The organism is Streptomyces sp. TLI_185, from assembly GCF_003814765.1.
Classification (GTDB): Bacteria; Actinomycetota; Actinomycetes; order Streptomycetales; family Streptomycetaceae; genus Streptomyces.
In genome coordinates this window covers 10,455,787-10,479,512 of the sequence record NZ_RKRB01000001.1, presented here as the reverse complement: position 1 = coordinate 10,479,512, position 23,726 = coordinate 10,455,787, and the positions used below count along the sequence as shown (strand labels likewise).

Here is a 23,726-nt window from a genome sequence, read left to right as displayed (position 1 = left end):
GGCTTCGCATGCACCGGGCCGACGACCAGGACACCCTCGACCTGATCCGCGCGTTCATGAGCATGAACGTCACCCTGGTCCTGGTCGGCGTGGATATCCCGGGCTCCGGGCTGCTGCGCGAAGGGCGCCACGACCCGGCCACCGGCCAGTGGCGGCTCCCGCCCTCCCGGCACGCCAAAGCCCACGGGCTGGAGGCCACGCAGACCGAACGGCGTTTCGACCTGATCGAGCTGGATCGCTTCCACTACGGCACCGCACCGCAGATCACCGCCTGGGTCCAGCACCTGCACGGCGTCCAGAGCGGCCTGCGGCTCCTGGACGCGGTCCCCGGCATGCTCACCGAGGGCACGATGCCCGAGTACCTCTACCACCGCACCAATGGTGTCGTCGGCCTCCTGGAACGGCTGATCGAAGACGGTTGCCGCGAGGCCATCGACTCCGGCCGCGAACGCCTGGACGAAGAACTCCTCGAGGGCATCGCCATCGACCTGCGCGACAGCGACCAGCGTGACGCCGGCGCCTGCGAAGTCCCCGCCGTCCCCGACAAGCCCGCCCGGCGCAAGCCCCGCCGCGGCCGCAACACCGTCTTCGACGACCACGGCCCCCTCGGCACGGCCCAGGAAGGCGCCCGATGATCACCCCGCTGCCCCGGAGCCTGGACCCGCTGCCCGGCGAACTGCTGGCCGGCTATGTGATGAGGCTCGCCCACCGGCTCGACGTCGCCCCGGATACTGTCCTGCGACGCACTGGCCTGGCCGAGTACCAGCCCAACACCCAGGCCATCACCCGCACCGCCCTCTCCCTCGAACTGCCGGCCCAGCGAATGAACGACTTCCAGGCCGCCACCCGCCTCACCGCAGCCGAAGCCACGGCTCTGACCCTGCTGCCGCTCGCACCCCGCTACCCACCCATCGCCCACAGCCTCGACGTCGTCCGCGCCGGCAAGCGCATCCCCGCACTGGACTGGCTCTTCCCCGCAGCAGTCCGCTACTGCCCCGACTGCCTCGCCGGCGACGGGACGCCGTTGCAGACGGACCACGGCGGCCCCTGGAAGACCGACTGGAGACTGCCCGTCATCTTCGCCTGCGAGCACCACCAGCGCTTCCTCGAACACCTCTGTCCCGAATGCCAGCGACCGCTCACCGACCGCCCCGGACAGCTCATCGCCCGCCCGACCATCGCCGGACTCCACCCCGCCCAGTGCCGAGCGCCCCTCGCCCACGAGTCCCGCCGCACACAACGGACGGGCCAACTCTGCGGAGCCCGCCTCAACCGGCAGCCGCCCGGACCAGCAGAACCCTTGCCCGAGGCACTCTCCGCACTGCAGAAGAAGATCGCCGCCATGCTCGGCCCGGACACCCCGGCGGCGACGGCCAGCGAGTACTTCACCGATCTCCAGATGGTCAGCGGGCTTGTCATGATCACCTGGCCGAAGGCTCGGCCCACCGCACAGAACGTCGACAGTCACCGCACCGATCGGGTGCTGGCCGCCCGCCAGGACTCCTCGCACTCGCTGCATGTCAGCACGCCGCCCCAGGACGCCCGGGCCTGCGCGATCATCCTCCTCGCCGCCGATGCCATCCTGTCGGCCACCGACCTGCGATCTGCGCTTGCCCCACTCGCACCAGTCGAGAACCGCACCCGCAGCGGCATCGCCCCGAAACGTCACCGCAGCTGGGACACCGGATTCCGCCGCTATCGGGACGACTGTTCCGAAAGGTTCCAGAACGCCGCCGAATACCTGGTCTCCACGCACCGACGAAGCGGCAGGGGCGGCAGCCGGCTGCCCCAACGCGGCCTCGACGACGGCTCCCAGCACGTTCCGGCGTTCCTCCCCCTGGAGTGGGCCGAACGCCACCTCGGCGACTTCACCGTCGCCTTCAGCATGCCGGTCCTGCGGCGCACAACATCCGCCTTCCTCGTCCGACGAGCCCTCGGGAAGACCATCGTCGACGCCGCCGAGTTCCTCGGACTCGGCATCGATGGAAAGGGTCTGGGCGGGCCCATCGCCAGATGGGCCCGCCGGCAGGGCACTCCGGAGGCATACGAGCAAGCACTGGACGCGATCGCCGCAGACCTCGCCTCCTCACCACTGATCGACAACCGGCACCGACGCACCCTTCTCGCCGACTGGGCGCTGCCGTCAGACGCATGGCACCAGATCGCCGACCAGCTGAAACGCCGGCCCAGCCCCCGCTACATCTCCGACGACCGCGCACGCCTTGCCGCCACGGCATACATCTGGACCGAAGTCACCCACGGTGAGACCCAATTCGCCCCACAACCGGCCGAAGCCCAATACGATCCCGAGCTCGACGCGACATGGAGCCAGGACCGGTTCACCGTCGGTCACTGGATCCGGCAGAACAAAGTCCCCCTTTACCAGCAGAGGAAGCCGCTTCTCGACGCCTACGCCGCCCAGCTGACGCGAGCCGTTGACGCAGCCTGCTCCAGTAGCCAACTCGCCAGCTGAAGCGCTCAGCGGCGAAGCTTTGCTGGGATTTCGATTTCGGCCAGCATCCCTGGGGGGGGATGCACCGCCGTCGCAGGCGGTGCATCGCGTTCCACGGCTTATTCGCTCTGGGCCTGTGCCTTGTTGATGGCTGCTTGAAGTTGAAGCCAGGTTGGATCTGTCGCGCTGGCCGCGGTCACCGCTGCCAGATCGTCTGCTTCCCATGTGCGGGTTCCGTCGGTCAGGACAAGGTGCGTCTCCAGGTCGTCGCCGTCGTCCGGAATCTCGGCGGTGGCTTCCAAGAACGCTATGGCTGCAGCCCTCGAGACGTCCCTGCTTGTGGTGCGGGTCTGCGTGGAGCCGGTCAGCACGGACAAGAGCACCAGCTCTCCCTCACTGCCAGCAACGAGAAGCTCGCCGGTCGCCGTGACGGCCAGCGCAGACAAGCGGGACCCGGTCAGCACATCGTGCTCGACCGCTTGCCGGGTTTCGAGGTCCACCTCGACCAGCGCCCCCGCGGGCGTTGCGATCCACAGCACGCCCGGTTGCGGTCCGAAGGCGATGTTGTGACGCGACCAGGCTTCCATCTGGTCAAGCCACTCCTGCGGGTACGGATAACCAGGGCTGGGGTCGCCGAGGGTTGTGGCCAGAACCCGGTGCAACGAAGGAAACTCGAACACCTCCACCGAGTTGTCGTACGCGTTGCCACGTACCGCTATATGACGTCCGTCCGCGCTAAAGAGCGGAGTCTCATAGCCGTCACAGTCCAGGATCAGCGCCCGGCGGAGCGGCCGCATCATGGCAGGCGCGGTCCCCTGATCGACGCGCGCGAAAAGGCAGTGCGTGGCCCCCTGGTCGCTGGTGAGCGTGGCGACAAGTCCGCCCCCGGGATGCTCCGCGACTCCTGTATCCCACCGGGGTCCGGCACCAATGGTTCCGGAGGCAAGGTCAAGGACGTCCGAGCTCTCCCACCCGCCGCCTTCGTCGCGAAACGACGGCGAACCCCACAGGGTCTGCCCGTCCGGGCTGAAAGCCAGGCTGCGGTAGGAGGCGGTGGCTGATGCGCCTTCCGGTTCGGAGACCCCAGCAGGAGTCCATTGCCGTAGTCCGTCTTCCCCTGTCACGACAAGCAGTGGTTGGTGCGGATGCCACGCGACAGCGGGCGTCCGCTCTGCCCGCTCCCACCCAAAGGCGTCTCCATAGGCATTCGACGTGAGGTCCACGGAGCCGAGTTCGCGCAGCTGCCCCGCGCCGCAGTCCCAGATGTGGACTGCCGGACGCTCGGAGTCCGAGCAGGCCACCAGCGGAAGCCGCGGATGGCATCTCAACTGTTCAAAAGAGCGTTCGCCGCCAACCAGCCCACGTGCCACTACTTCAAGATCAGTCACCCCAGCACCGTAGTTCTCGCCGGCCTGCGCGGCGAGCCCCTTACCCGCATGCGCTCCGTGCGGCGCAGACGTGAGCGCCAGCCCCCGCCAACTCAAGGGCTCACTCGCCAACTGAAGCGCTCAGTCACAGAAGGAGGGGTCTTGCGCGCGGCATCATCGGTCAGTAGTCGACATCGAGGTAGTCGAGGTCGGTGAAGTCAACCAGCAGGCCGTGGGCGCGCCGTCCGCGGTCTTTGAAGTAGATCTCCTGGAGTCCTTCGGCCACGATGTCCTGGAGCTGTTGCTCGGTGGCTCCGGCGGCGAGCCGGTTCGCGAGACGGCGTCGTGGTTGCTTGAGCTGTCCTGTGAGGTAGCGCTCGACGGTGCGCTGAGTGATGCCCAGCAGGTCGGCTGCCGCCTGGGTGCCCTTGGTCTGTTTGACTAGGAACTGCATCTGCTTCTGGGCCGACTTCGGCATGGGTCGGGTGAAGTGCGCGGCGTCGGCCCTGTCGAGGCTGTCGGCGATGAGACCCACAGGTCCTACTCCCCTTCGTCCTGGCCGGAGACGATGCCGGTCTTGATGTGCCGGGCGATGTTCACGTCCGGGCCGTACTCCTCCATCAGTCCCTCGGCCCACAGCACGCTCTGGGTGCCCTCGTGTTTGACCATCCCGGGTGAGACGCCGAGCCGGAAGCCGCCGGGCAGAGGCTTGCCGTCCTGGTAGGGCAGGAAGTCGAGCGGGCTGGGGCCGTCGGAGGCGTACACGGCGCAGTCGGAGAGGATCGCGACCGGACACAGGTCCGCGTGGGTGGCGAGCTTGAGCATCTTGCGGTGCATGTTGACGCGGGCGTTGGCGATGACCGCGGCGCGGATGTCGGGGCGCCAGGTCGGGCGGGCCAGGGCTCGCCCGGCCGCCAGCCGCCGCTGCGGGCCCGCTCGCGCAGTTTGCCGAGGCCCCCCTTGACGGTGGCCTTGATGGCGCTGAGCACGGCGGCAAGGACCGGGTCGGTGTGCTGGTGTCCGGCCATCGCAGCCAGGTAGTGGTCTTCGGGCATGCCGGGGGTGATACCGAGGTCGGCCATCGTGGCGACGTAGGCTTCGCGCAGCCGGGTGTACCAGGCGTCGAGGTAGGGGCCGTGCTCGTAGCGCAGGTAGGCCTCAAGAGGGGGTGACGGTGTAGCCGAGTTCGACGGCGTAGGCGACGGTCGGGGTTGCGTACCAGGCCGGACCTGTGGGGCGTTCGCCGTGGGGGGGTGAATGGGCTGGGTAGGCGCTCGTCAAAGGTGATGTGGGAGAGGTCGATCAGCCAGGAGCCGGGCAGTTTCGCGTCGAAGACGGGCTGGTTGACGTGGACGGGTGCGGATAGGCCGACGGTGAGCCGGTTGGCGGCCGCGGCGAAGGCCATGTTGACGTCGATGCCGACCACGTAGGGCTTCATGCATTCCGCGTCCGTCAGTGGCCGGGCCCACTGGCAGGCCTCCTCGTCCAGGACCTGGTCGGGGGTGCGCTGGTGGAAGCGCGGATAGAGGGCGGCGACGGCCGGATGACCGTCGGGGGCCTCCGGCGGGGCGCACTCCACCGGTTCACTCAGCGAGCCGGGCATCGCCCCGGGAACCCAGTTTCCGGTGGCCGGGTCTTTCACCGCGCGGGTGGGGGGGGCGCAGCGCGGTCATCAGTTCCAGTCCGGTGACGGCGGTGGAGCCACACGGGGTGAGCACGCGGGTGGCGTAGGTGCTCAGCAGGCGGGCGAGTTCGGCTGGTGGCAGTTGGTCGGCCGTCCCCCAGGAGCGGGTGTCGAGGGCGCCCCATGGCACGACGGCGAACTGCACGCACTGGCGGCGGGTGCCGTCGGCGGTGCGGTAGACCCGCGCCCACGGGCCGAAGCCGCGCTTCGTCAACTTCCACTGAGTCTTAGCGAGTTGCTTGAGCACCTGGTGATCGTCGGGCAGACGCAGGCCGCGCCGGTCTTCCAACACGGTCGGCAGGCAGAGGCGTTGAACGGCGGAGACGGTCAGCACGATCAGTGGGTCAGCGTCCTTACCCGAGCGGTGCAGACGCGCAGCACCCAGCTTGGCCTCACCCAGCGCCCAGTTGACCAATGCCGGAAGGTCAGTGAGCGGGCAGTTGAGCACCAGGCCGCCAGCGCAGTAGGCCATGGCGTCGCCGTCCACGACGGCGAGCGGCCCATGGGCAGCGCGCGTCCGCTGCGGGCACGGCCGCCGCCTTCTGGGCCGGCGGCCGGTGCACCGTCGCCGGCGGCCGGACGGGGAGGGCCGCCGGGTCTGCCGCGAGCGCGACGGGCGATGTGGGTGCTTGTGACTGCGAGATGGCGGACGGGCTGGCACCGGTTCGCGGCGTCGAGTCGGAGGGCGGCTCGGGGGCGGGGAAGCGGTCAGCGAGGCCGTCGAGGAGACGGATGTAGGCGGCCCGTACGGGAGGGCGCGGCTCGGTGCGGCCCGCCTCCCAGCCGGTCACCGTCTCGCGTCGCACGTTCAGCGCCTTCGCGACCTGGTCCTGGCCCAGGCCCGCGGCTTCGCGCAGCCGTTTGCGGTTCGGCGGCGACCGGCATGGCGTCCGGCGCCGCCTGTTCCAGCAGGGCGTCGACTGATGCGAAGAGCCCGTTCTGCTCGTCGGACACGAGAGTCACCTCCACCCTCACCTTGCACGGAACGCACATCGGATCACACGTCAAACGCACGAGGAGTGAAGGGATTCGGGAGTCAGGTGGCGTCTTCCGTCGAGCTTGATCACCGTGTGGCGTGGGGTCACCGGTGAGCTGCGATCCGCTCACGGCTGAGCCGTAGCAGTGTTCCGGGCACGCCGCGTGTGCCGTCAGGGTTCCGATTTCCGTCAGTGGCCTACGGCGGGCTCCGACCGACCCGCAAGGGCGGCGGCCTTGGCGTCAGCTCAGGAGACGGTGGTTCTCCGAATATCCATTTCGGGCGGGCTATGCCGGCGGCGGAAGGGTGTCCCGGCGGCGACGCTCGTACCGTCGGAGGTAGTCCTCGAACACCGGCACGACGGCCATGCTGCGGCCGACAAGTTCATACCAGGACAGGCCTTGCGTGTTGCACAGTTTGCACAGGTAGCCGCGCACGCACTTCCCGCACGAGGGGCCACGAGAGGGGCAACAGGTGCTGTCATGGTCGATGTGGAAGGCGCCTTGCCCCTCTTGCCACTGCCGCGTGCAGATGTCGCATCGGTAGTCACGGGACTCTCTGAACTCCCGGACTGCCTCCATCGACGGGAAATTGAACCGCTTCATGAGCACGTAGTCCGGTTGGCAGGCGGCGCAATAGGTCGATCGGCCGCTGAGTTGGGCTGACGAACGGCTGAACTCTCCGAGGGGCTTGACGTTCTTGCAGGCGGGGCACCTCTTCAAGTCGGCCTGCAGCAGGGCATACGCCTCATCCTGGCTGATCCGCAGTTGGAACAAGGGCACCAGTTCGCCGCGCCGCTTGTCCTGCTGGTAGTGGGCGTTGCACAACCCTCCGCCGATCGCGGGCAAGCCGCACGGCGTGCCGAGTCCCTCTACACCGGGACCGGTACAGAACTCCGGCATAGTCCGCCGCCGCCGTCGGATCGGGCGCAGCTCTTTGCCGGCCGCGCGCTGCTGGTTGTGGGCGTCACACAGCCTGTTGGATCGTATCGGCCGTTCACACGGCGGATACGGGGAAGTCCCAGGGGGGAACGCCTCGCAGGTCTTGGCCACGTCGTTGAGGGCGAGTAGCTCAGGGATCCGGGTGTCCGCCATGGCCGGAGCCTAAGGTCTGGGTCTGACACTGCCTCAGCGCCGGCCCTGGTTCTCGGGTTGGCTGTGCTTCGGTTCTTGTCGCGGGTGCAGTCAGACCGGGTACCGGCGCTTCCCGCGCGGCCTGAAGCCGGGGCGCCTCGAAGGAACCGCGTGAGCCGAAGAAGCAGGGGGTCGGCCGTCCGCCAGCGGCGGGAGGAACGGCTGGACGCGAGGTGCGCCGGAGCGCTTGTCTGGATTTTCATGCGACGGCGCACGGTGTATCAGGAAGGTTCTCTTCCAGCGGCGATCGATTTCTTTCAGGGACGGTCGGCTTTCGAAAGTATTAGGGCACCTAGGGGCGGAATCTGCCCTTCAGGTGCTGTTTTCGCACGCCGATGCGGCTGCTTAGCCGTTAGTAACTCACTCTGATAGCCGAACGAATCGGGAGCGCGCTAGGGTCGCGCCGGAGATGGGCCCCGGCTCAAGGCTGGCTACCAACGGACCAGGGCCCTTCCGCATTTTGACCAGCCGTCAATTCTTGAGGAGAAAAGGTGACTGCTCCCAATGTCGTCCGGGGCACCGTGGTGTCCGGGACGCACCCGGACGGTAGCAATGCCGGCGGGTATTACGCACGCGTGCGTGCCTTCGCTGTCACGGTCAGCCTGGGCCCCGTCGTCGTGCTGATTTTGTCCTTCGTCCTGCCGTCCGTCGGCGAGTGGCCTGCTGCCGCGGGCGTGGCGCTCGCCGGGGTCGCGGCGGCAGCGGCGCGCACGTCACGGATCGATTTTCTGTGGGCGCGGCTGGACTGACGGTGCCGCCGGGGCCGGCGGGCAGGTTCCGTCGGCCCCGGCCGGGGCGTAGCTGCGGGGCATCGGTGAGGTGCTGCCTGCCCGGGCAGGCAGCAGAGAGGACGACATAAGTGGCGACTGGAACGTCGCAGCCGGAGGCGTGCGTGGTGTGTGCGGGCCCGCTCGAGCAGAGCTCGGGCGCGGGCCGGCGCCGCAAGTACTGCGGCACTGCCTGCCGCCGGCGGGCTCAGCGCAATCGCCAGGCGCGCCGGGTGGTGCGTGTGGAGCAGCAGGGTCCGCTGGGCGGGGCGGTGGCGGCCGAGGTCCGCCGGCTGGCGCAGCAGCTGCTGGACAGCGAGATGCGCGAAGAGGAGCTGGGTTCGCTGTTGGAGCGGGCCGAGGCGATCCGGCGGGAGCTGGATATCTATACCGCGGCTGCGGTGCAAGATGCCCGGCACCGCGGTGAGAAATGGGAAGCGGTGGCCCGGGCCGCGCATGTCGCGCCGGAGACGGCGCGGGCGCGCTGGGGCCCCGAGCGGGTGGCCCGGATGATGGATCTGCATGCCAACGAGAAGCGGGCAGCTCCCGCCCGCTGGCGTGGGCCCGGGGCGGGGCGGCTTGCCGAGGCGGCGGAGGGCGCGGTCGCCGAGCCGCGCGCCGAGGGAGTTTCCCCGGCGGGCCAGTTGGCGTCGGCGCTGGCGCAGCTGCAGGCGGCCAGCGGGCTGACCATCAAGGAGGTGGCCGATTCCACCTTGCTATCGCCGTCGTTCATCTCCCGTGTCCTGTCGGGTGATCGTCTGCCGACGTGGGACCTGGTGTGTGCGCTGGCTGTGCTCTTTGGTTCCGATCCGGCTGAGCTGCGGGTGCTGTTCGAGGGCGCGCACGGGCTGACGGCGCCGGGACGGCAGCCGGTCTCGGCCGCCATCGGGCAGTTACACGCGGCGGTGCGCGGGCTGTATCGGGCGGCCAAGTCGCCTTCGCCGGAACGGATCGAGGTGCTGAGTTCGAGGGCGGTGAGCGCGCGGACGGCGCGCCGTGTGCTGACGGGCGTCGATGTCCCGGAATGGGATGTGCTGGCTGCTCTTGTCTGTGCGCTGGGGGGCCAGCCGGTGGATTTCCAGCCGTTGTGGGAGGCGGTGCACTACACGTTCTTGATGTGCGACGACCCCCGGCTTCCGGAGGGCACCGCGCACATTGTGGTGCCGGGCCGGGGCCGGTGACCGGACACCGCCGGGCGGCGGCGGAGGCGCCCGCAGCTGCTGGGGAAGCACGAGCCGGGCGGGCGACACTGGCTGCGTATGCCGTCTTCCGCGAACGCCACTATGAGCCGTATCTGCACTACGCCGCCCTGCGCATCGGCCGGCACGAGGCCGCGGAGACCGCGGTCACGGCCGCGTTCACCGAACTCGCGGTGTCCTGGACGGCGGTTTTGGGCAGTGCCGGTCCGGCTGCCATCGCCTGGCGGATCCTGCACCACCACATCGATCATGCCCTGGGGCTGAGTCCCGGGCAGGCGTCCGGCGGGCGACCGGTGTGGGCGTTGCTGCACGATGTGCACCTGCTGCACCAGGAGATGCATCTGAGCTGCGAGCGGATCGCCGAGGTGGTGGGGCTACCGCCTGACCAGGTGCTGGGGCTGCTGCCGCCTGCCACGCAGGATTGAGAATCTACGTCGGCCCACGCATGGAGGTGTGACTTTACGGCTACACTCTGTCACTACTGGGGCGCTGTCGGGGCGTGCCGGGGTGGGAGGGGATGCGTGTGAGCTTGCCGTACGGGGTCGACGTGACGGTTCCGAGCGTGGCGCGTATGTACGACAGTCTGCTGGGCGGGAAGGACAACTATCCCGCGGACCGTGCGGCGTGCACGGAGCTGCTTAAGCAGGTGCCGAGCATGCGGGAACTGGCGCTGAACAACCGGCAGTTCCTGCGCCGCGTGGTGCATGTGCTGGCCGCCGAGTACGGCATTCGCCAGTTCATCGATCACGGATCCGGGCTGCCGACCCAGGACAACGTCCATGAGATCGCCCAGCGGGTGGACGCGGCCAGCCGGGTCGTCTACATCGACAACGACCCCATCGTCCGCACCATCGGTGGCGTGTTGCTGGAGAGCAACGAGAACACTGCCGTGCTCCAGGCGGACATGCGGGACACCGACGCGATCTTCTCCAGTGAGCCGGTGGACCGGCTGATCGACCTCAACGAGCCGGTGGCAGCGTTGTTCGTGTCGGTACTGCACTGCATCCCGGATGCTTCCGGGCCGGCCGATCTGATCGCCCGGGTCGCCGACCGGCTGCCAGCCGGCAGCATGATGGTGGTGTGTCAGCTGGTCAGCGACTCCTCTCAGGTCCGCGACTTCGTCACCGGCTTCATGGACGAGCAGACCCAGGGCCACTGGGGCCGGGTGCGCGAGAAGAGGGATGTCGCCGCCTTCTGCGCTCCGCTGGACCTGGTCGAGCCGGGCCTGGTGGAGGTCTCCGCCTGGCGGGCCGAGAAGGACGATGTGCCCGCCCAGCTCAGCTGGGAGTGGGAGGAGTACGGCGGGGTGGGCTTCGTCAGGCGCTGACCGACCGGCCTGCCGGGAGCAGGCGTAGTGGAGGAAAAGTGGTCAACGCCAGGTGGCCAGGGCCGCTTGCAGCAGCGCAGGGGTCTGTGCGGCGGGGCTGGCCACGCCGCACAGGTTGTTGAGCACGGCCTGGTAGCGCTCGGACTCCGAGGGCTTCTCCCGGTATTGGGCTCCTTCGTACTGCTCGAGGTAGACCATGTCGGGCAGGTACTCGGGGGTGAAGAACCTCAGGTGCACGATCGGGTGCCCGATGGCTCCCACGGCGCCCACCGACAGCGGGGCGATCTGAAGATAGAGGCGGCAGCGCAGCTCCTCCAGCAGCGCGAGCAGGTACTTGATCTGCCGGTACATCACGCCGGGTGTGCCGACCTGGCGGCGGAAGACTTCGGAGTCCATCACGGCGAGCAGGACCGGTGGGTCCACTTGCCGTCGCAGCATCTCGATGCGCTGCCTGCGCAGGTTGACGCGCTCGGCGATCTCCTTGGCCGGCCTGGTCGGATGCGCGGCCCGGATCACGATCTCGGCGTACTCCTCGGTCTGCAGCCAGCCCGGTACCAGTTGGGGCTCGTAGGAGATGATACGGCGGGCGGCCGGCTCCATGGCCAGCAGGGGTCGCAGAAGGGGCGGCGCGGCGTGAGCGTAGGGCTGCCACGGCTCCGGTTGTGCCGCTTCGTGGACCAGGTCGGCGATCCTGCGCCGTTCCGGTTCATCCCGTACTCCGTAGACGTCCAGCAGTTGTTCGACCTCCGCCTGCTTGAGCGCGGCCAGGCCGTTCTCCATGCGGCTGATCGTCGACTCGGAGGCGTTGATACAGCGGGCGGCCTGACGGGGGCCGATCCCGGCGTGGTCGCGGCAGCGCCGCAGGTGCCCGGCGAGGGCCTTGCGGTGAGCGGCTGCCCCCCATTCCGGGCGGTGCGGAAATCCGAGAATGGACGGCGCCTCCCGCTCGGCTGCCATACGGGTGCTCCTATCGCGCTGTTGAGGAGGCCGAGTATGGCAGCCAGCGTGCGGTCATGTCAGTAACTGGCCACGACCCTACCTTGAGTTATTTGAGCGCGAAATCGAACTCACCGTCTTTGACACCGCCGAAGAATGCCTCGATCTCCTCACGCGTGTAGATGAGAGCGGGCCCGGAGGGAAACCGCGAATTCCGCATCGCGACGCCGCCACCGGACAGCGCAGCAATCTCCACACAGTTGCCGTTTCCGCCGCTGCGGCGGCTCTTGCGCCACTGCACGCCCTCGATCTCACCCGCACCGACACCGTTTTCCAGCCGTTGCATGCCCCACCGCGCCTTCCTGAACCAGTCCCCGGCCAGCGGGCTCCACGGGAGCGCCTGACCGGTCATGCGTACGAATACAAGGGCTCCGCAATTGCAGGCCCACGCTTGCAGGAACGAGGAGTGGGCCGGAATAGTGACGGTCAAGACGGCACGCCGTGTCCGGCACGGCACACGGCACCAGTTCCGGGGGACGGACGATGACGCCACGTCACGACGAGACATTGCTGCCACTGCGCACGGCTGCAGACTCCGGCTCCCGAAGACCGCAGGCTCTCTTCCTCGGCGAACCCCCGGCATCCACCGCGAATCTGGCCGTCCGTAGCGGTCTGGGCAGCACCCCGTTCACCGCCCGCCGTATCCCCGCCACCGCCAACAGCTGCTACATCGCGCGGAAGTTCACACGCCAGGCCGCACTGCGGTGGAACCTCGACACCATCTGCGACGACGCCGTCCAGATCGCCTCCGAGCTCGTCGCCAACGCCATCCGCCACGGCCAGAGCCGCACCATCGCATCGGACGAAGAGCAAAGCGCCGTGTGGCTGGCACTTGCCCTGCGCCCTCAGACACTGCTGTGCGTGGTACGCGACCCGAGTCGACGCCGCCCAATGCTCGCCCCTCCCCCACCCCTGGCCGAACACCACCGCGGACTGCCCATCGTCAACGCGCTCAGCAACACCTGGGGCTGGACCACCAACGCCCAGGCCCGCGGCAAAACCGTATGGGCACGCGTCACTTTGCCTGCCGCCTAACTAGAGGGCGTCTGAAAAGCCTGTCAGTGGGCAAGTTGCCTGGTGGCGGGGTGGTGCGCACTTTCGGGGGGCTGGGGTGTGCGGGCTGCGTACCCGCTACTCGACGGATCTGTCCGATCCGGAGTGGGAGATTCTCTGTCCGCTGGTTCCGGCGGTGAAGCCCGGTGGACGACCGGCGAGACACACCAGGCGGGAGATCCTCAACGCGTTGGCGTACTGGCTGCGGGCCGGCTGTGCCTGGAGGCTGTTGCCGCATGACCTGCCGCCGTGGCAGACCGTCTACCACTACTGGCTGCGATGGCAGCAAGAAGGTGTGTGGGAGCGGATGTTGACGGCGCTGCGCGAGCGCGAGCGGGTGCAACTCGGCCGTGATCCCACGCCCAGCGCGGCCATCGTGGACAGTCAGAGCGTCCGAGCCAGTGAGCGCGGTGGCCTGCACGGGTACGACGGCGGCAAGAAGGTCAGCGGCATCAAGCGCCACCTGCTCGTCGATACCCGCGGCACGGTCCTGGTGGCCTGTGTGAGCTCGGCGAGCGTCGGCGATCGCGACGGCGCCGTGGTGCTGTTCTCCCGGGCTGTTGGTGCCTTTTCGCGTCTGCGGCACGTTTGGGCGGACCAGGGATACCGCGGCGCCGACTTCCACGCCTGGGCCCGGGAGGCCACCGGTATCGCCGTGGAGGTCGTACAGCGCCGCGACGGAGGATTCCGCTCGACCTGGACTCGGGTGGGGGCACCGCCTCCGGCAGTGCCCCTCTTCTCGGTGGTCCCGCGGCGTTGGGTGGTAGAGCGGACGTTCGCCTGGCTGGGACGGTGCCGTCGCCTGTCGAAGGACTACGAGTACCTGCGCGTGTGTTCGGAGAACGCCATCTACCTCACTATGGCCATGCTCCTCGTGCGACGCCTCGCGAGATCAGCCCACTGACAGGCTTTTCAGACGACCTCTAGTCGGCCCCGACCACCGCGATGTCGTGCGGCGACCGCGCATCGATTTCGTAGTGGGTGCCGAACTGGCTGCTGAAGCCGATCACTCGCACCCTCTGCCCCTGCTTCAGGCCGGAGACGTCGATGCCCGTCTGCACATTGACGAAGACCGGCACGGGGCCCGAACCGTCGTCGACGGACAGCTTGTACCCGTAGGGGAGGTCGCTCGTGGGTGCTTGAGTGATCCTGCCGACGACCTTGACGAGCCGCCCCTCGGTGGCCTCTCCGACCCCGGCGGTGCCGACTCGCTCCGGTTTCACCGGCCGGCCCTTGTGACCGAGCTCGACATCGCAAGGATCTGCCGGGACCAGGGTCAGCAGTCCGGAGCTGTCCCGCAGCGTGCCGGTGATGCGTGCGCGCCGATACGGGTACGCATGCACGTCGCTGTGCAGGCTGACGTAGATACCGGCGGTCCTGTCCTGGAGCCCGAATCCCTTGTCGCCGAAGCTGGATTCGAAGGCACCGGAGGGAGTCGTCACCGAGCCCGCCACGGTGACCACTGTCCCGACCGGCAGGCCGCGGGCCTGGGCGATCGAGATCGTCTTCGCCTGCGGTGCGGCGACTGCCGAACCGGTCCCCAGCACGGGCGCCACCATCAGGGCGAGCAGGGGTGCGAAGAGCAGCATGAGAAGCCGACGGGTCAGACCGCGTTTGAGATCTAGGTCGGTGGCTTCTCGGAGGGTGCTCTAGGCTCGGTCAGGTGATCTCCGACAAGTTCCCCCTCGTCGGCGGCTTCAGGGAGCTGGAGTACGGCAGCCCGGAGGGGCCGTCGATCCGAGCTGCTGTGCGCATGGCGGCGCCGAGGTGTGAAGGCGATCTGGTTCGGTACCTGCGTGGCGGCGCGACCTTGGTCGCCACGCCTTCAGCCGTGCCTGACGTGCTGAGCGAAATGGGCGCGTTCATCGGAGGACTGCACCTGCTCACAGACGGACATTGGCTGTGGTACTCCGACTTGGCCCACTACGTGGGGCGCTACCACGTTGAGCTCGACCCGGCGTTCATCGAGCACGCGCGGAGCAACAACTGGACTGTTCCGCAGGTCAGCGACGAGCGCCTCGAAACGATGGTGACGTTGCTCATCGGAGAAGAAGTTGAGCCGGACTGATGTTGCTGCCCGCGCCTGGCTATCAGGCCGAAGTTCGGGTCAACGGGCGCCGACCCGCTCGGGAAGCCGGCCTCACCCGGGTCAGGCGGCGGACCATGATGCCGATCATCGCCCAGCGGAGCATCGTCTCGGAACGGGCGGGAATGGTCTCGTAATCGCGGGCCAGGCGTCGGTGGGCGGTGAGCCACGAAAAGGTACGTTCTACCGCCCACCGCTTCGGCTGGACTTGGAAGCCCCGTTGGCCGGGGTCCTTGCGGACGATCTCCAGCTCCCGGCCAAGCACGGTGGTGGTCCAGTCGACCAGGCGGCCGGCGAAGCCCTGGTCCGCCCAGATTTTCTTGACCCCCGGGTGGTCGAGGCGGGTCCACAGCAGTGGTCGGCGGCCGCCATCGCGGTCCTGGACGCTCGCCGCGACGACGTGCACGGCCAGCAGCAGGCCGAGGGTGTCGGTGACGATGAACCGCTTGCGGCCCTTGACCTTCTTGCCCGCGTCGAATCCCCTGGTGACAGCGGGAACGGTGTCGGCAGTACGGACGGACTGCGAATCGATCAGGCCCGCGCTTGGCTCAACGTTACGGCCGTCGGCTTCGCGAATCTGGCCGCGCAGGGCGTCGTGGATGCGTTCGACCGTTCCGTCGTCGTGCCACCACGTGAAGTACCAGTAGACCGTCGGCCACGGCGCGAAGTCCTTTGGCAGCTGCCGCCAAGCACAGCCGGTCCGCACGACATAGAAGATCGCGTCCACGATCCGCCGCCGCGGATGCTTTTCCCGACGCCCGCCCTTGCGCCCCACTCTCGCTGGCGGAAGCAACGGCTCCACCAGCGCCCACTGCTCGTCCGTCAAGTCCGACGGATACCCGCCCCCAGCACCGCTCACGGCATGCTCAACGATCACACCAGCAACGAGCCACGGTAGATCTCAAACACGGTCTCAGCCATGGGACCGCATGGATTCACCGCATTGTCGGTGCAGGGCGGTGACAACATTCCCTTCCTGGTTAACCTCCGCGACGCTCGGTCTCCCGACACCGCGCATCACCCATTCGGCGTAGTACGGGTGGGCAGTGAGGAAACAGCCGCGGAACCTGGACAGTGAGGGCCTGCCGTGAATCGCTCTGCGGAACTCCGGCGGTATCAGCCGAGCACACCCACACCACGCTGGGAGGCGCAAGATGGGGTACCAGTACACGTCACAGGAATGCTTTCTCGCGCCGGGTCAAAGTAATCATTTCGGATTCAACCTCGCCGTTTACCCCGGCCCCTACTTCGCTTTGGCTGTACCCAACACCACCACAAAAACAGGCAAGCATTCACTGTGGACGGAATGGCACGGCGTGTCACGAGTAGTCGGCTCGCAGGAAATTCCCGTCATCACGGACACGTACTGGGTGAGAGTCCAAAACGAACAGGCAGATCGAAGTGAGACATTCTTCATCCAAGCCTGGATCCCGTAGAGAAGAGGCGATCCTCATGACCAAGCTACTAGTTGTTGCTGACGAAGCCGGAAATATCAAGGCCGCGACCAGACTGGGTCCGGCAGAGGGCGCAAGTACATCGGGAATCGCATCTCTCATCCTAGAAATTGCGCCCGGTGCCGGCGAGGAAGCGCACCACGTGCCCCTTCCAGAGGAACTGCGAGCCGCGGGATCACTGGAGTCTCTCGATGAATACTACGTGGAAGTCTCTCACGGCGAAGCGAAGCTCGTGAGGCGCGCCGCCTGACGCTCGCAATTGCAGGGTGCCGACGTGGCCCAATGTGCTGCGCCAGACAGCAAGCCAGCCGCCCACGTCGGCAATTTCACGAAGGGTCGAGGTAATGGGATTCGGATTGTCACCCACGAGCGAAAATCGTTGGCCGGACGGAATAATTCCTTTCGAGATCGATGCCACGGATTTCCCTGCCGGGACAGCCGACCGAAAAGCCGTTACGGATGCCATCAACACATGGAACACCGTGTCCATCGTTAGGCTCGTACCACGAACCACCGAGACCACGTTCACCAGATTCATCTCCGGCTCTGGATGCAGCACCAGCACCGGTCGCGACATCACCGTCACAGGCGAGGACGCAATTTCCTGTGACATCGCCAGCGGATCTTTCGGCGCCGGCAACGTAATGCATGAAATCGGCCATGCGATCGGACTGATTCATGAGCATCAGCGCACCGACCGGGAGCTCATGGTCACTGTAGATGAGGCCAACATTCGACCAGAAAAGGTCGATGACTTCAAGATAACCGACGGATGCAAGCTCGGCAGTTATGACTGTGGATCGATCATGCACTACTCTCAGACCGCGTTTGGGAAAATGGTCGGCGGAGTCACTCAGACCACGATATCCATCAAGCCAGGGGTGTTCTGCCCAGCTATCGGGCAGCGGAACAATCCTAGCGGGGGGGACATTGCTGCTACACGTGCGCTTTACGAGGAAGTCATTGGCCTGACCTACAAGGTCACGCTCCCCGAGTTCACCGATTTCTGCCCCACCATCACATCCAATGGTAAGCACGTGCTCCTGGCTTGGACAGGGGAAAGTAATCGGGACATCAACGTGCGCCTCTCCAATGACGACGGTCTCACCTTTCCGGTCAAACACATAGCGTCGGACACGTCGATCGACGCTCCGGCTCTCGTATCAGTCCCGGATCCATATGGCGGGCGCGCATTTATCGCCTGGACTGGTGAAGGGGCAAACAAACTGAACTTCGCGCAGGTGGAATGGCGTGACAATCCCCTTTCCATTGACGGCTTGATCAACAAGGAGACACTATCTGAGGAAAGCGACCACCGTCCCGCTTTGACGATCCATCAGGGGATGACTTGCCTCGCGTGGACCGGGAAGGATGACAGGCTAAATATCATGTTTGGCGTGCTCGGCGGACGGCCGTGGGCGGGCAAGCATACCTTCGACACCGAGACGTCTGATAGCAGTCCCACTCTGACTTCGTACAATGGCCAGTTGTTCATGTCATGGCGGGGGTCAGGCAACAAGAACATCAATGTTGCGCGAGTTATTCTCGACGGAACGACGGTTCTTGGCCTAGCTGATAAAGTGACGCTCAATGACACCAGCGACTACTCTCCTTCGCTTGCTGCGCAGGATGGGCTGGTCTTTCTCGGATGGACCGGAGAAGGTGCTCAGCACCTCAATCTTCGATGGTCGATCGACAGCGGAAACTGCAGCCAGAAATTCGTGTTGGACGGCGAGTCATCCGACGCCAGCCCCTGTCTGACCGAACATAAGAACCAACTGACAATGTCATGGCGCGGAAGTGGAGATAAACGAATTAATGTCGCCAAGATCGCGTTCAGATCACGCCCGTCCCCGCCCGTCGTCACATGATTTGAACAGCGTTGGCTCCTCCAGCCAATTCAGCTGACAACAGCTCTTCCTTCCGCCGAGCCTCGACACCAGTTGGAACAGCTTGGGCATCTCCCGGACCGGTAGTGCCGGGGGCCAGGTACTCACCAACGGTTTATTCGGTCTCTCACGCGCTGCTGTTCCAGGAGCGTAGGCGGTCGGCGATGTCGTAGACGGTGAGCCGGAGCGCGCGGATGTCGGTGATCAGGTCCCGCCACGGCTCGAAGGAGTCGTCGATCTCCTCCCCAGAGGCCCGGATGTAGGCCACCGCGACGCCATACGCGAAGTACGCGTTGCGTGCCGGCAGCGGGCGCAGCAGCACCAGCTGTTCCAGGAGCGCGGCGGCCCGCCAGTAGGCGTCGGGCGTGCCCATGTCCAGCTGCGGGGTGTTCACCCGGTGTCGGGCCACGGCGGCCACCAGCCCCGAATAGTCCCGAACCCCGAGTTCCTTGCCGAGGAGCTCTTCCTGCCGGTCCAGGAGCCACCGGATGTCGATGTGCAGGTCCAAGGTCAGGCCGCCCGGCCTGCGACGCCCGGGCGCGGCGGAGCGTCACTCGGGAAGGCCGCGTCGAACGCCTCGGCCAGCCCCGGCTGTGCGATGACCTCGCGGAACACGGCGGTCGCCTTGCTCAGCTTGATCTGGTTCTCTTCCTCTATGGCCAGCTCGGCCAGGTAGGCGCGCACGCTCTGCCCTCGGGCTGCGGCGACCGCAGCGAACCGGTCCCTGGTCTCGGAGTCGACCTTTACGGTGGTGTCAGCCATACCCCGAGTATGCACCCATGGGTACCTTTGCGAATACCAGTCACGGAACGGCCGCTTTCCACTCTGCAGGTTCCCCAAAACCACATCATCTCCTCAGCGCCTTCCGCATATCCGTGCCATTTGTGGAGCTCTGCGGAGATTCCGCCGACCACCAATCCTTGCTAGGCCATCGCCGACCGCCCAGTGGCACGAGGCGGTCGATGGCGCGGCCCGGACTGCGGTGTCCGAGAACCTCCGGCTGACGCTGCCCGCCGAGCGGACCACGCAAGTGGCCGAACTGTCCGCGGCGGAGCATCCGTGTCCAGTTCCTCTGCGCTTCCTGACCGGCTCGCACCATCGCGCTGGCAGGACCGCACCCGGCCCCCGCCCGCGGGTGCTGCCGAGCCCAGGCCCGAGTGCTCATGTGGCGTGGCGGGCAGACTCCTTGGGGGCAGATACGTCGCTGAGGACGGTGGCCAGCTTGAGTCCATGGGTGGTGCGGGCGTGGGTGGCGATATGCACGCTGGTGGCGGCGGCCCTGGTCGTCGTTGCGTGTGTGGTCGGCCTCAACACCGGCAATGGCGTGGCGAGTATCGCGGGCACGTGTACGGGGCTCGCGGGTCTGGTCGTCGCGGTGAGGGCCGGGGCGTCGGCTGCCCCCGGCGGAGGCCCGGTGGTGCGGGTACGCCGCAGCGGTCATGCCAAGGCGAGTAACGGCGGTCGCGCCCTCACGGGTGTGAATGCCTCGGCCGACCGACCGGGCCGGTACCTGGTTGACGGGAGCGGAGATGCCGAGGCGGACGGGGGCGAAGCCGACACAGGTGTGCGCATCACGTGACGCGCGACCGGTAGCCGGGGTGGCGGTGGCGAGACCGACGGCGGGGGATGCATGGCGCTGGGACGACGCAAGGGCAAGCAGTCGGTGCGCCGATCCGGCCCGGCGGAGGCATCCGAGGGCGGTGTCGCAGTCACCGGGGTGGTAATAGGCGACGTGTTCGCGGGGGCCCGTCGACAGGTGCCTCCGTCGGACTACGTCCACCAGATCCGGCGGATCGCGGCGCCCGACCTACTGGACCGGGAGGCGGAACTCGCGGAGCTGGGGGCCTTCTGCAGCGCCAAGGACGGCCCGGCGTACGGGTGGTGGCGAGCACCGGCGTGGACGGGCAAGTCCGCCCTGATGGCAGCCTTCGCTCTGGCCCCGCCCAGGGGCGTGCAGGTGGTGGCGTTCTTCGTGACCGCCCGGTTCGCCGGGCAGAGTGACCGCTCCGCGTTCTGCGAGGTGGTCATGCGCCAACTGTGCACGCTCCTCGACCAGGAGGTCCCGGAGCTGACCGACGCGACACGCGACGCCGCCCTCCTCCACGCCCTGGAAGCCGCCGGAGCCACGTGCATGGAACGCGGCGAACGCCTGGTGCTCCTGGTGGACGGCCTGGACGAAGATCGGGGAACGGCAGCGGAGGAAGGCGGGTTCAGCATCGCGGCCCTGCTGCCGGCCGAGCCGCCGCCCGGCGTGCGGGTGATCGTTGCCGGGCGGCCCGACCCCCCTGTGCCGCGCGACGTCCCCGACCGCCATCCGCTGCGACACAATCACGGCATCGTGCGCTCCCTGAGTCCTTCACCCCACGCCGGGGAAATCAGGAGACTGGCGGAGAACGAGTTGCGGCACATCGTCCACGACAAGGGTCTGGCCCTGCACCTGGTGGGCCTGATCAGCGCCGCCGGCGGCGGCCTGAGCGGCGATGACCTGGCCGAACTCGCGTACTGTCTGCCAGCGGACGCCGAGGAACACCTCCGTACGGTCACCGGCCGTTCCTTCGCCGGACGCGACCCGCAGTGGGCCTCGGACGGGGCTCCTACCGTGTACATCCTCGCCCACGACGAACTCCAGGTGGCGGCCGAAAAGATGATCGGCCCGCGGGAACTGGAGGGGTTCCGACAGCGCCTGCACGCCTGGTCCGACGGCTACCAGGCGGCCGGCTGGCCCCCGCGAACACCCGAGTACCTGATGCGCGGCTACCCGCGCATGCTGCGCGCCACCGGGGACCTGACGAAGGCGACGTCACTCGCTCTGGACCAACGGCGGCGTGCGCGAGCGGTCGAGGTCTCCGGCTCCAACATGACGGCCCTGGAGGAAATCGCCGCGACCATCGAGGCGCACCTCGCACAGGGCAGTTCACCGGACCTGGACGCACTGCTCCGACTCGCCTACGTGCGCGAGGAGTTACGCAACCGGGCGTTCCGCATGCCGCGCGAACTTGCGGTGTGCTGGGCACTGCTCGACGAGCCGGACCGCGCCCGCGCTCTGATCATCAGCGGCAACGGCCACATTCCCCAGGCCGAGGCTCTGACGTACGTCCTGCTGGCGACGGCCCTGGGGAAAGCAGGGCGGGTCGAGACGGCCCTCGCGTTCGCATCCGACGCCGTGGACACGGCGCGCACCCTCGGCGACCCGGCCAACCGTGCGGAGACGCTGGCCGAGGCCGCGCACGCCCTCGGCGAAATCGGCTGCCCCGCCTCAGCCGTCGTCGACGCCGAAAAGGCCGCCGCCGTCGCGGAGAAGGCCATCGCCGTCACGGAGGAGGCCGCCGCGACCGCGCGCGCCCTTGCCCCTCCGGGGCTGAGGGACCAGGTCCTGGCCGATGTAGCGGAGGCCATGGGACGGATAGGGGAACGTACCCGGGCTATCGAACTGTCCGACGCCATCGCCGACCCCGAGGACTGGGCCGAAGCCCTGATTCGCGTCGCCTGCGCCCTCGGCGAGGCAGGGCGGTACGCCGACGCCACTGAGATCATCCGCGCCGCCCCCCTGTTCCAGGCAGAAGCGCTGACCGTCGTCGCACGGTCACTCACCGAGGTGGGAAGGCACTCCGAGGCCGTCGCGCTCGCGGAGGAGGCCCTGACCCGTGCCTCGGCGTACGACGACGACCAGGAGGATCCGGACGAGGTCGTGGCCGAGGTCGTCGGCGTCCTCGCGGCCGTCGGCCAGCACACCCAGGCCGCCGAGCTCGCCGCCACCCTCGACGACTCCGCCCACTCCGACCAAGCGCACACGCACCTCGCCGAGGCACTCGCCCGCGCGGGCCATCGAGACCGGGCCGTCGCCGTCGCCCGGGCCCTCACTGACGGCTCGGCCCGGCAGGAAGCACTGGTCGCGGTCGTCGGAGCCCTCGCGGCCGCTGGCCAGCACACCCAGGCCGCCGAGCTCGCCGCCATCCTCGACGACTCCGTCCACGCCGACCAGGCGCACTCCCGCCTCGCCGAGGCACTCGCGCGCGCGGGCCATCGAGACCGGGCCGTCGCCGTCGCCGGCCGCATCACCAGTCTGGAGTTCCGGGCTAAGGCGGAGGCCCAGATGGGCTGCGCGTTCGCGGAGGCTGGCCGCTCGCAGCAGGCAGCCGAGTTCGCAGTGGCGTGCGCCGCCACCGCGCAGAGGACGGCCCCGCGGCTGCTCCCCGGCATGGATGACGGGGCCACCATCGCGGTCGCGCTCGCCCGCGCGGGCCGCTACGCGGAGGCCCTTGAGGCCGTAGGTGAGGTTGCCGAATCCTGGCAGGCGGAGAACGTGCTGGCAGCCGTGGCCGACGCGCTCGCCGACGCCGGACAGCTCGATCAGGCCGCTCTGGTCGCCCGACGCATCAGCACCGACAAAACCCGGGTCCGCACGCTGACGCACGTCGCCGGCTGCTCCTGGCGGACCGGTCACCCCGCGCGGGCGGACGAACTCGCCGAGGAGGCCGCAGACATCGCACGGAAGCTGGCCCGGGAAACCGGCGACCCGGTCGCGCTCGCCGACGTCGCCGGCCTGCTCGCCGCGATGGGGCGGCAGCGACAGGCCGACCGGATGGCGCACACCGCTGTCTGGACCGCCCGCCGGGTAGACGATCTCGTCCGCGGTCCGTCGGCGCTCGCCGACGCCGTCCGCGCCCTGGCCGTGACCGGTAGGCCGGCCCAGGCACGAAAGTTGGCGCTCGGCATCGCGGACTTGAACGGCAGGTCGAGCGCGCTCTACCACCTCGCGGAACAGCTCGCCCGCGAGGGGAACCACCAGCAGGCGATCACGCTGGCCGAGAGCATTACATTGCCCGAGTACCGGAGGTTCGCGCTGACCGAGATTGCCGGACAGCTCGCGCGCGCCGGCCACCACGAACAGGCCGTCGCCCTGGCCCGCGGAGAGCGGGACGTGCGCGCGATGGCGGACGTCGGAAGCGTGGTGGGTGACCGGATGCTGGTGGCCGAGGCCATCCAGGCCGGATCATGGGAGGGCTCGGTGGAGGCTGTCGGCCGACTGTCCGCCGACGACTTCGACGCGTTCGCCGGGTGGCTCGCACAGCGTCGCTGAGCGTCGTCCCTCCGGGCGCGCCGCCGGACGGGAGCAAGGGCGGATGCGGCCCCTGCTCCCAGTCCAACCGTCAGGCCCGGGTGCGCCGCCGTCCCCCAGAGGAGACCACCAGCCGCTCCACCGCCCAGATCACCGCGAGGGTGGTACTGGTCCTGGTCAGCGAACTGACTTTGACCGCGAGACCCGGGGATTCGAACCCTCAGTGAGACCGAGCGGCTGGACACAGCGTGAGAGAGCTCGAGAAGCTGCAGGTCACGGCATCG

Annotated in this window: 22 protein-coding genes and 1 pseudogene; 13 read left to right on the top strand and 10 right to left on the bottom strand. The window is 68.0% G+C overall.

Annotation, left to right across the window (positions count from 1 at the left end; translation table 11 throughout):
• The first annotated feature begins 8 nt into the window (after nucleotides 1-8).
• The gene (locus tag EDD92_RS50630) at nucleotides 9-635 is read left to right on the top strand and encodes a hypothetical protein (RefSeq protein WP_221268229.1); all 627 of its coding nucleotides are present in this window, start codon (nucleotides 9-11) and stop codon (nucleotides 633-635) included.
• Nucleotides 632-2,473 carry a TniQ family protein gene (locus tag EDD92_RS48245; protein WP_123970156.1) on the top strand — a complete coding sequence of 614 codons (1,842 nt, stop codon included), beginning with the start codon at nucleotides 632-634 and terminating at the stop codon, nucleotides 2,471-2,473. Before EDD92_RS50630 ends, EDD92_RS48245 begins: the two co-directional genes overlap by 4 nt.
• Nucleotides 2,474-2,571: 98 nt before the next feature.
• Here the strand turns inward: EDD92_RS48245 and EDD92_RS48240 are convergent, their stop codons facing one another.
• The 4 genes and pseudogenes from EDD92_RS48240 to EDD92_RS48225 form a co-directional block, all read right to left on the bottom strand.
• Nucleotides 2,572-3,840 (bottom strand): hypothetical protein, encoded by a 1,269-nt coding sequence (locus EDD92_RS48240; RefSeq protein ID WP_260327255.1) that lies wholly within the window; start codon nucleotides 3,838-3,840, stop codon nucleotides 2,572-2,574.
• Nucleotides 3,841-4,000: 160 nt separating this feature from the next.
• Nucleotides 4,001-4,354, bottom strand: coding sequence for a hypothetical protein (locus EDD92_RS48235; RefSeq protein ID WP_123970155.1), 354 nt, complete (start codon nucleotides 4,352-4,354; stop codon nucleotides 4,001-4,003).
• 5 nt (nucleotides 4,355-4,359) lie between these two features.
• Nucleotides 4,360-6,496: pseudogene (tap, locus tag EDD92_RS48230) on the bottom strand (telomere-associated protein Tap).
• Nucleotides 6,497-6,766: 270 nt separating this feature from the next.
• Nucleotides 6,767-7,573 (bottom strand): endonuclease domain-containing protein, encoded by an 807-nt coding sequence (locus EDD92_RS48225; protein ID WP_123970154.1) that lies wholly within the window; start codon nucleotides 7,571-7,573, stop codon nucleotides 6,767-6,769.
• A gap of 530 nt (nucleotides 7,574-8,103) precedes the next feature.
• On the opposite strand from EDD92_RS48225, the gene EDD92_RS48220 reads away from it, so the two are divergent.
• The 4 genes from EDD92_RS48220 (at nucleotide 8,104) to EDD92_RS48205 (ending at nucleotide 10,905) form a co-directional block, all read left to right on the top strand.
• Complete coding sequence (locus EDD92_RS48220; RefSeq protein ID WP_123970153.1) at nucleotides 8,104-8,361, top strand: hypothetical protein; 258 nt, start codon at nucleotides 8,104-8,106, stop codon at nucleotides 8,359-8,361.
• Between the two features lie 110 nt (nucleotides 8,362-8,471).
• On the top strand, nucleotides 8,472-9,560 hold the full coding sequence (locus EDD92_RS51930; RefSeq protein WP_260327254.1) for a helix-turn-helix domain-containing protein: 1,089 nt from the start codon (nucleotides 8,472-8,474) through the stop codon (nucleotides 9,558-9,560).
• On the top strand, nucleotides 9,557-10,003 hold the full coding sequence (locus EDD92_RS48210; RefSeq protein WP_123970152.1) for a hypothetical protein: 447 nt from the start codon (nucleotides 9,557-9,559) through the stop codon (nucleotides 10,001-10,003). Before EDD92_RS51930 ends, EDD92_RS48210 begins: the two co-directional genes overlap by 4 nt.
• A 92-nt stretch (nucleotides 10,004-10,095) precedes the next feature.
• Nucleotides 10,096-10,905, top strand: coding sequence for an SAM-dependent methyltransferase (locus EDD92_RS48205; RefSeq protein WP_123970151.1), 810 nt, complete (start codon nucleotides 10,096-10,098; stop codon nucleotides 10,903-10,905).
• Between the two features lie 42 nt (nucleotides 10,906-10,947).
• Here the strand turns inward: EDD92_RS48205 and EDD92_RS48200 are convergent, their stop codons facing one another.
• The gene (locus EDD92_RS48200; RefSeq protein ID WP_123970150.1) at nucleotides 10,948-11,862 is read right to left on the bottom strand and encodes a helix-turn-helix transcriptional regulator; all 915 of its coding nucleotides are present in this window, start codon (nucleotides 11,860-11,862) and stop codon (nucleotides 10,948-10,950) included.
• A gap of 88 nt (nucleotides 11,863-11,950) precedes the next feature.
• Complete coding sequence (locus EDD92_RS48195; RefSeq protein WP_123970890.1) at nucleotides 11,951-12,187, bottom strand: DUF397 domain-containing protein; 237 nt, start codon at nucleotides 12,185-12,187, stop codon at nucleotides 11,951-11,953.
• Between the two features lie 197 nt (nucleotides 12,188-12,384).
• Between EDD92_RS48195 and EDD92_RS48190 the strand changes: the two genes are divergently transcribed.
• Nucleotides 12,385-12,936, top strand: coding sequence for an ATP-binding protein (locus EDD92_RS48190; protein ID WP_123970149.1), 552 nt, complete (start codon nucleotides 12,385-12,387; stop codon nucleotides 12,934-12,936).
• 76 nt (nucleotides 12,937-13,012) lie between these two features.
• Nucleotides 13,013-13,858, top strand: coding sequence for an IS5 family transposase (locus EDD92_RS48185; protein WP_123970148.1), 846 nt, complete (start codon nucleotides 13,013-13,015; stop codon nucleotides 13,856-13,858).
• Nucleotides 13,859-13,877: 19 nt separating this feature from the next.
• Here EDD92_RS48185 and EDD92_RS48180 read toward each other — a convergent pair whose 3' ends face one another.
• Nucleotides 13,878-14,543 carry a hypothetical protein gene (locus EDD92_RS48180; RefSeq protein ID WP_123970147.1) on the bottom strand — a complete coding sequence of 222 codons (666 nt, stop codon included), beginning with the start codon at nucleotides 14,541-14,543 and terminating at the stop codon, nucleotides 13,878-13,880.
• Between the two features lie 74 nt (nucleotides 14,544-14,617).
• On the opposite strand from EDD92_RS48180, the gene EDD92_RS48175 reads away from it, so the two are divergent.
• The gene (locus tag EDD92_RS48175) at nucleotides 14,618-15,022 is read left to right on the top strand and encodes a hypothetical protein (protein ID WP_123969998.1); all 405 of its coding nucleotides are present in this window, start codon (nucleotides 14,618-14,620) and stop codon (nucleotides 15,020-15,022) included.
• Nucleotides 15,023-15,044: 22 nt separating this feature from the next.
• On the opposite strand, the gene EDD92_RS48170 is transcribed toward EDD92_RS48175, so the two are convergent.
• Nucleotides 15,045-15,917: an IS5 family transposase gene (locus EDD92_RS48170; RefSeq protein WP_260327253.1), complete on the bottom strand. Its 873-nt coding sequence runs from the start codon at nucleotides 15,915-15,917 to the stop codon at nucleotides 15,045-15,047.
• Between the two features lie 575 nt (nucleotides 15,918-16,492).
• Between EDD92_RS48170 and EDD92_RS48165 the strand changes: the two genes are divergently transcribed.
• Both EDD92_RS48165 and EDD92_RS48160 read left to right on the top strand, forming a co-directional pair.
• Nucleotides 16,493-16,744, top strand: a complete 252-nt coding sequence (locus tag EDD92_RS48165) for a hypothetical protein (protein ID WP_123970146.1) — start codon at nucleotides 16,493-16,495, stop codon at nucleotides 16,742-16,744.
• A 16-nt stretch (nucleotides 16,745-16,760) separates the two neighbouring features.
• Nucleotides 16,761-18,365, top strand: a complete 1,605-nt coding sequence (locus EDD92_RS48160; protein WP_148096488.1) for a M12 family metallopeptidase — start codon at nucleotides 16,761-16,763, stop codon at nucleotides 18,363-18,365.
• Between the two features lie 145 nt (nucleotides 18,366-18,510).
• On the opposite strand, the gene EDD92_RS48155 is transcribed toward EDD92_RS48160, so the two are convergent.
• On the bottom strand, nucleotides 18,511-18,891 hold the full coding sequence (locus EDD92_RS48155) for a toxin Doc (RefSeq protein ID WP_123970144.1): 381 nt from the start codon (nucleotides 18,889-18,891) through the stop codon (nucleotides 18,511-18,513).
• 2 nt (nucleotides 18,892-18,893) lie between these two features.
• Nucleotides 18,894-19,145 (bottom strand): antitoxin MazE7, encoded by a 252-nt coding sequence (locus tag EDD92_RS48150; RefSeq protein WP_123970143.1) that lies wholly within the window; start codon nucleotides 19,143-19,145, stop codon nucleotides 18,894-18,896.
• A 460-nt stretch (nucleotides 19,146-19,605) separates the two neighbouring features.
• On the opposite strand from EDD92_RS48150, the gene EDD92_RS48145 reads away from it, so the two are divergent.
• The gene (locus EDD92_RS48145) at nucleotides 19,606-19,962 is read left to right on the top strand and encodes a hypothetical protein (RefSeq protein ID WP_123970142.1); all 357 of its coding nucleotides are present in this window, start codon (nucleotides 19,606-19,608) and stop codon (nucleotides 19,960-19,962) included.
• Between the two features lie 51 nt (nucleotides 19,963-20,013).
• Complete coding sequence (locus EDD92_RS48140; protein ID WP_123970141.1) at nucleotides 20,014-23,463, top strand: hypothetical protein; 3,450 nt, start codon at nucleotides 20,014-20,016, stop codon at nucleotides 23,461-23,463.
• Nucleotides 23,464-23,726: the final 263 nt, after the last annotated feature.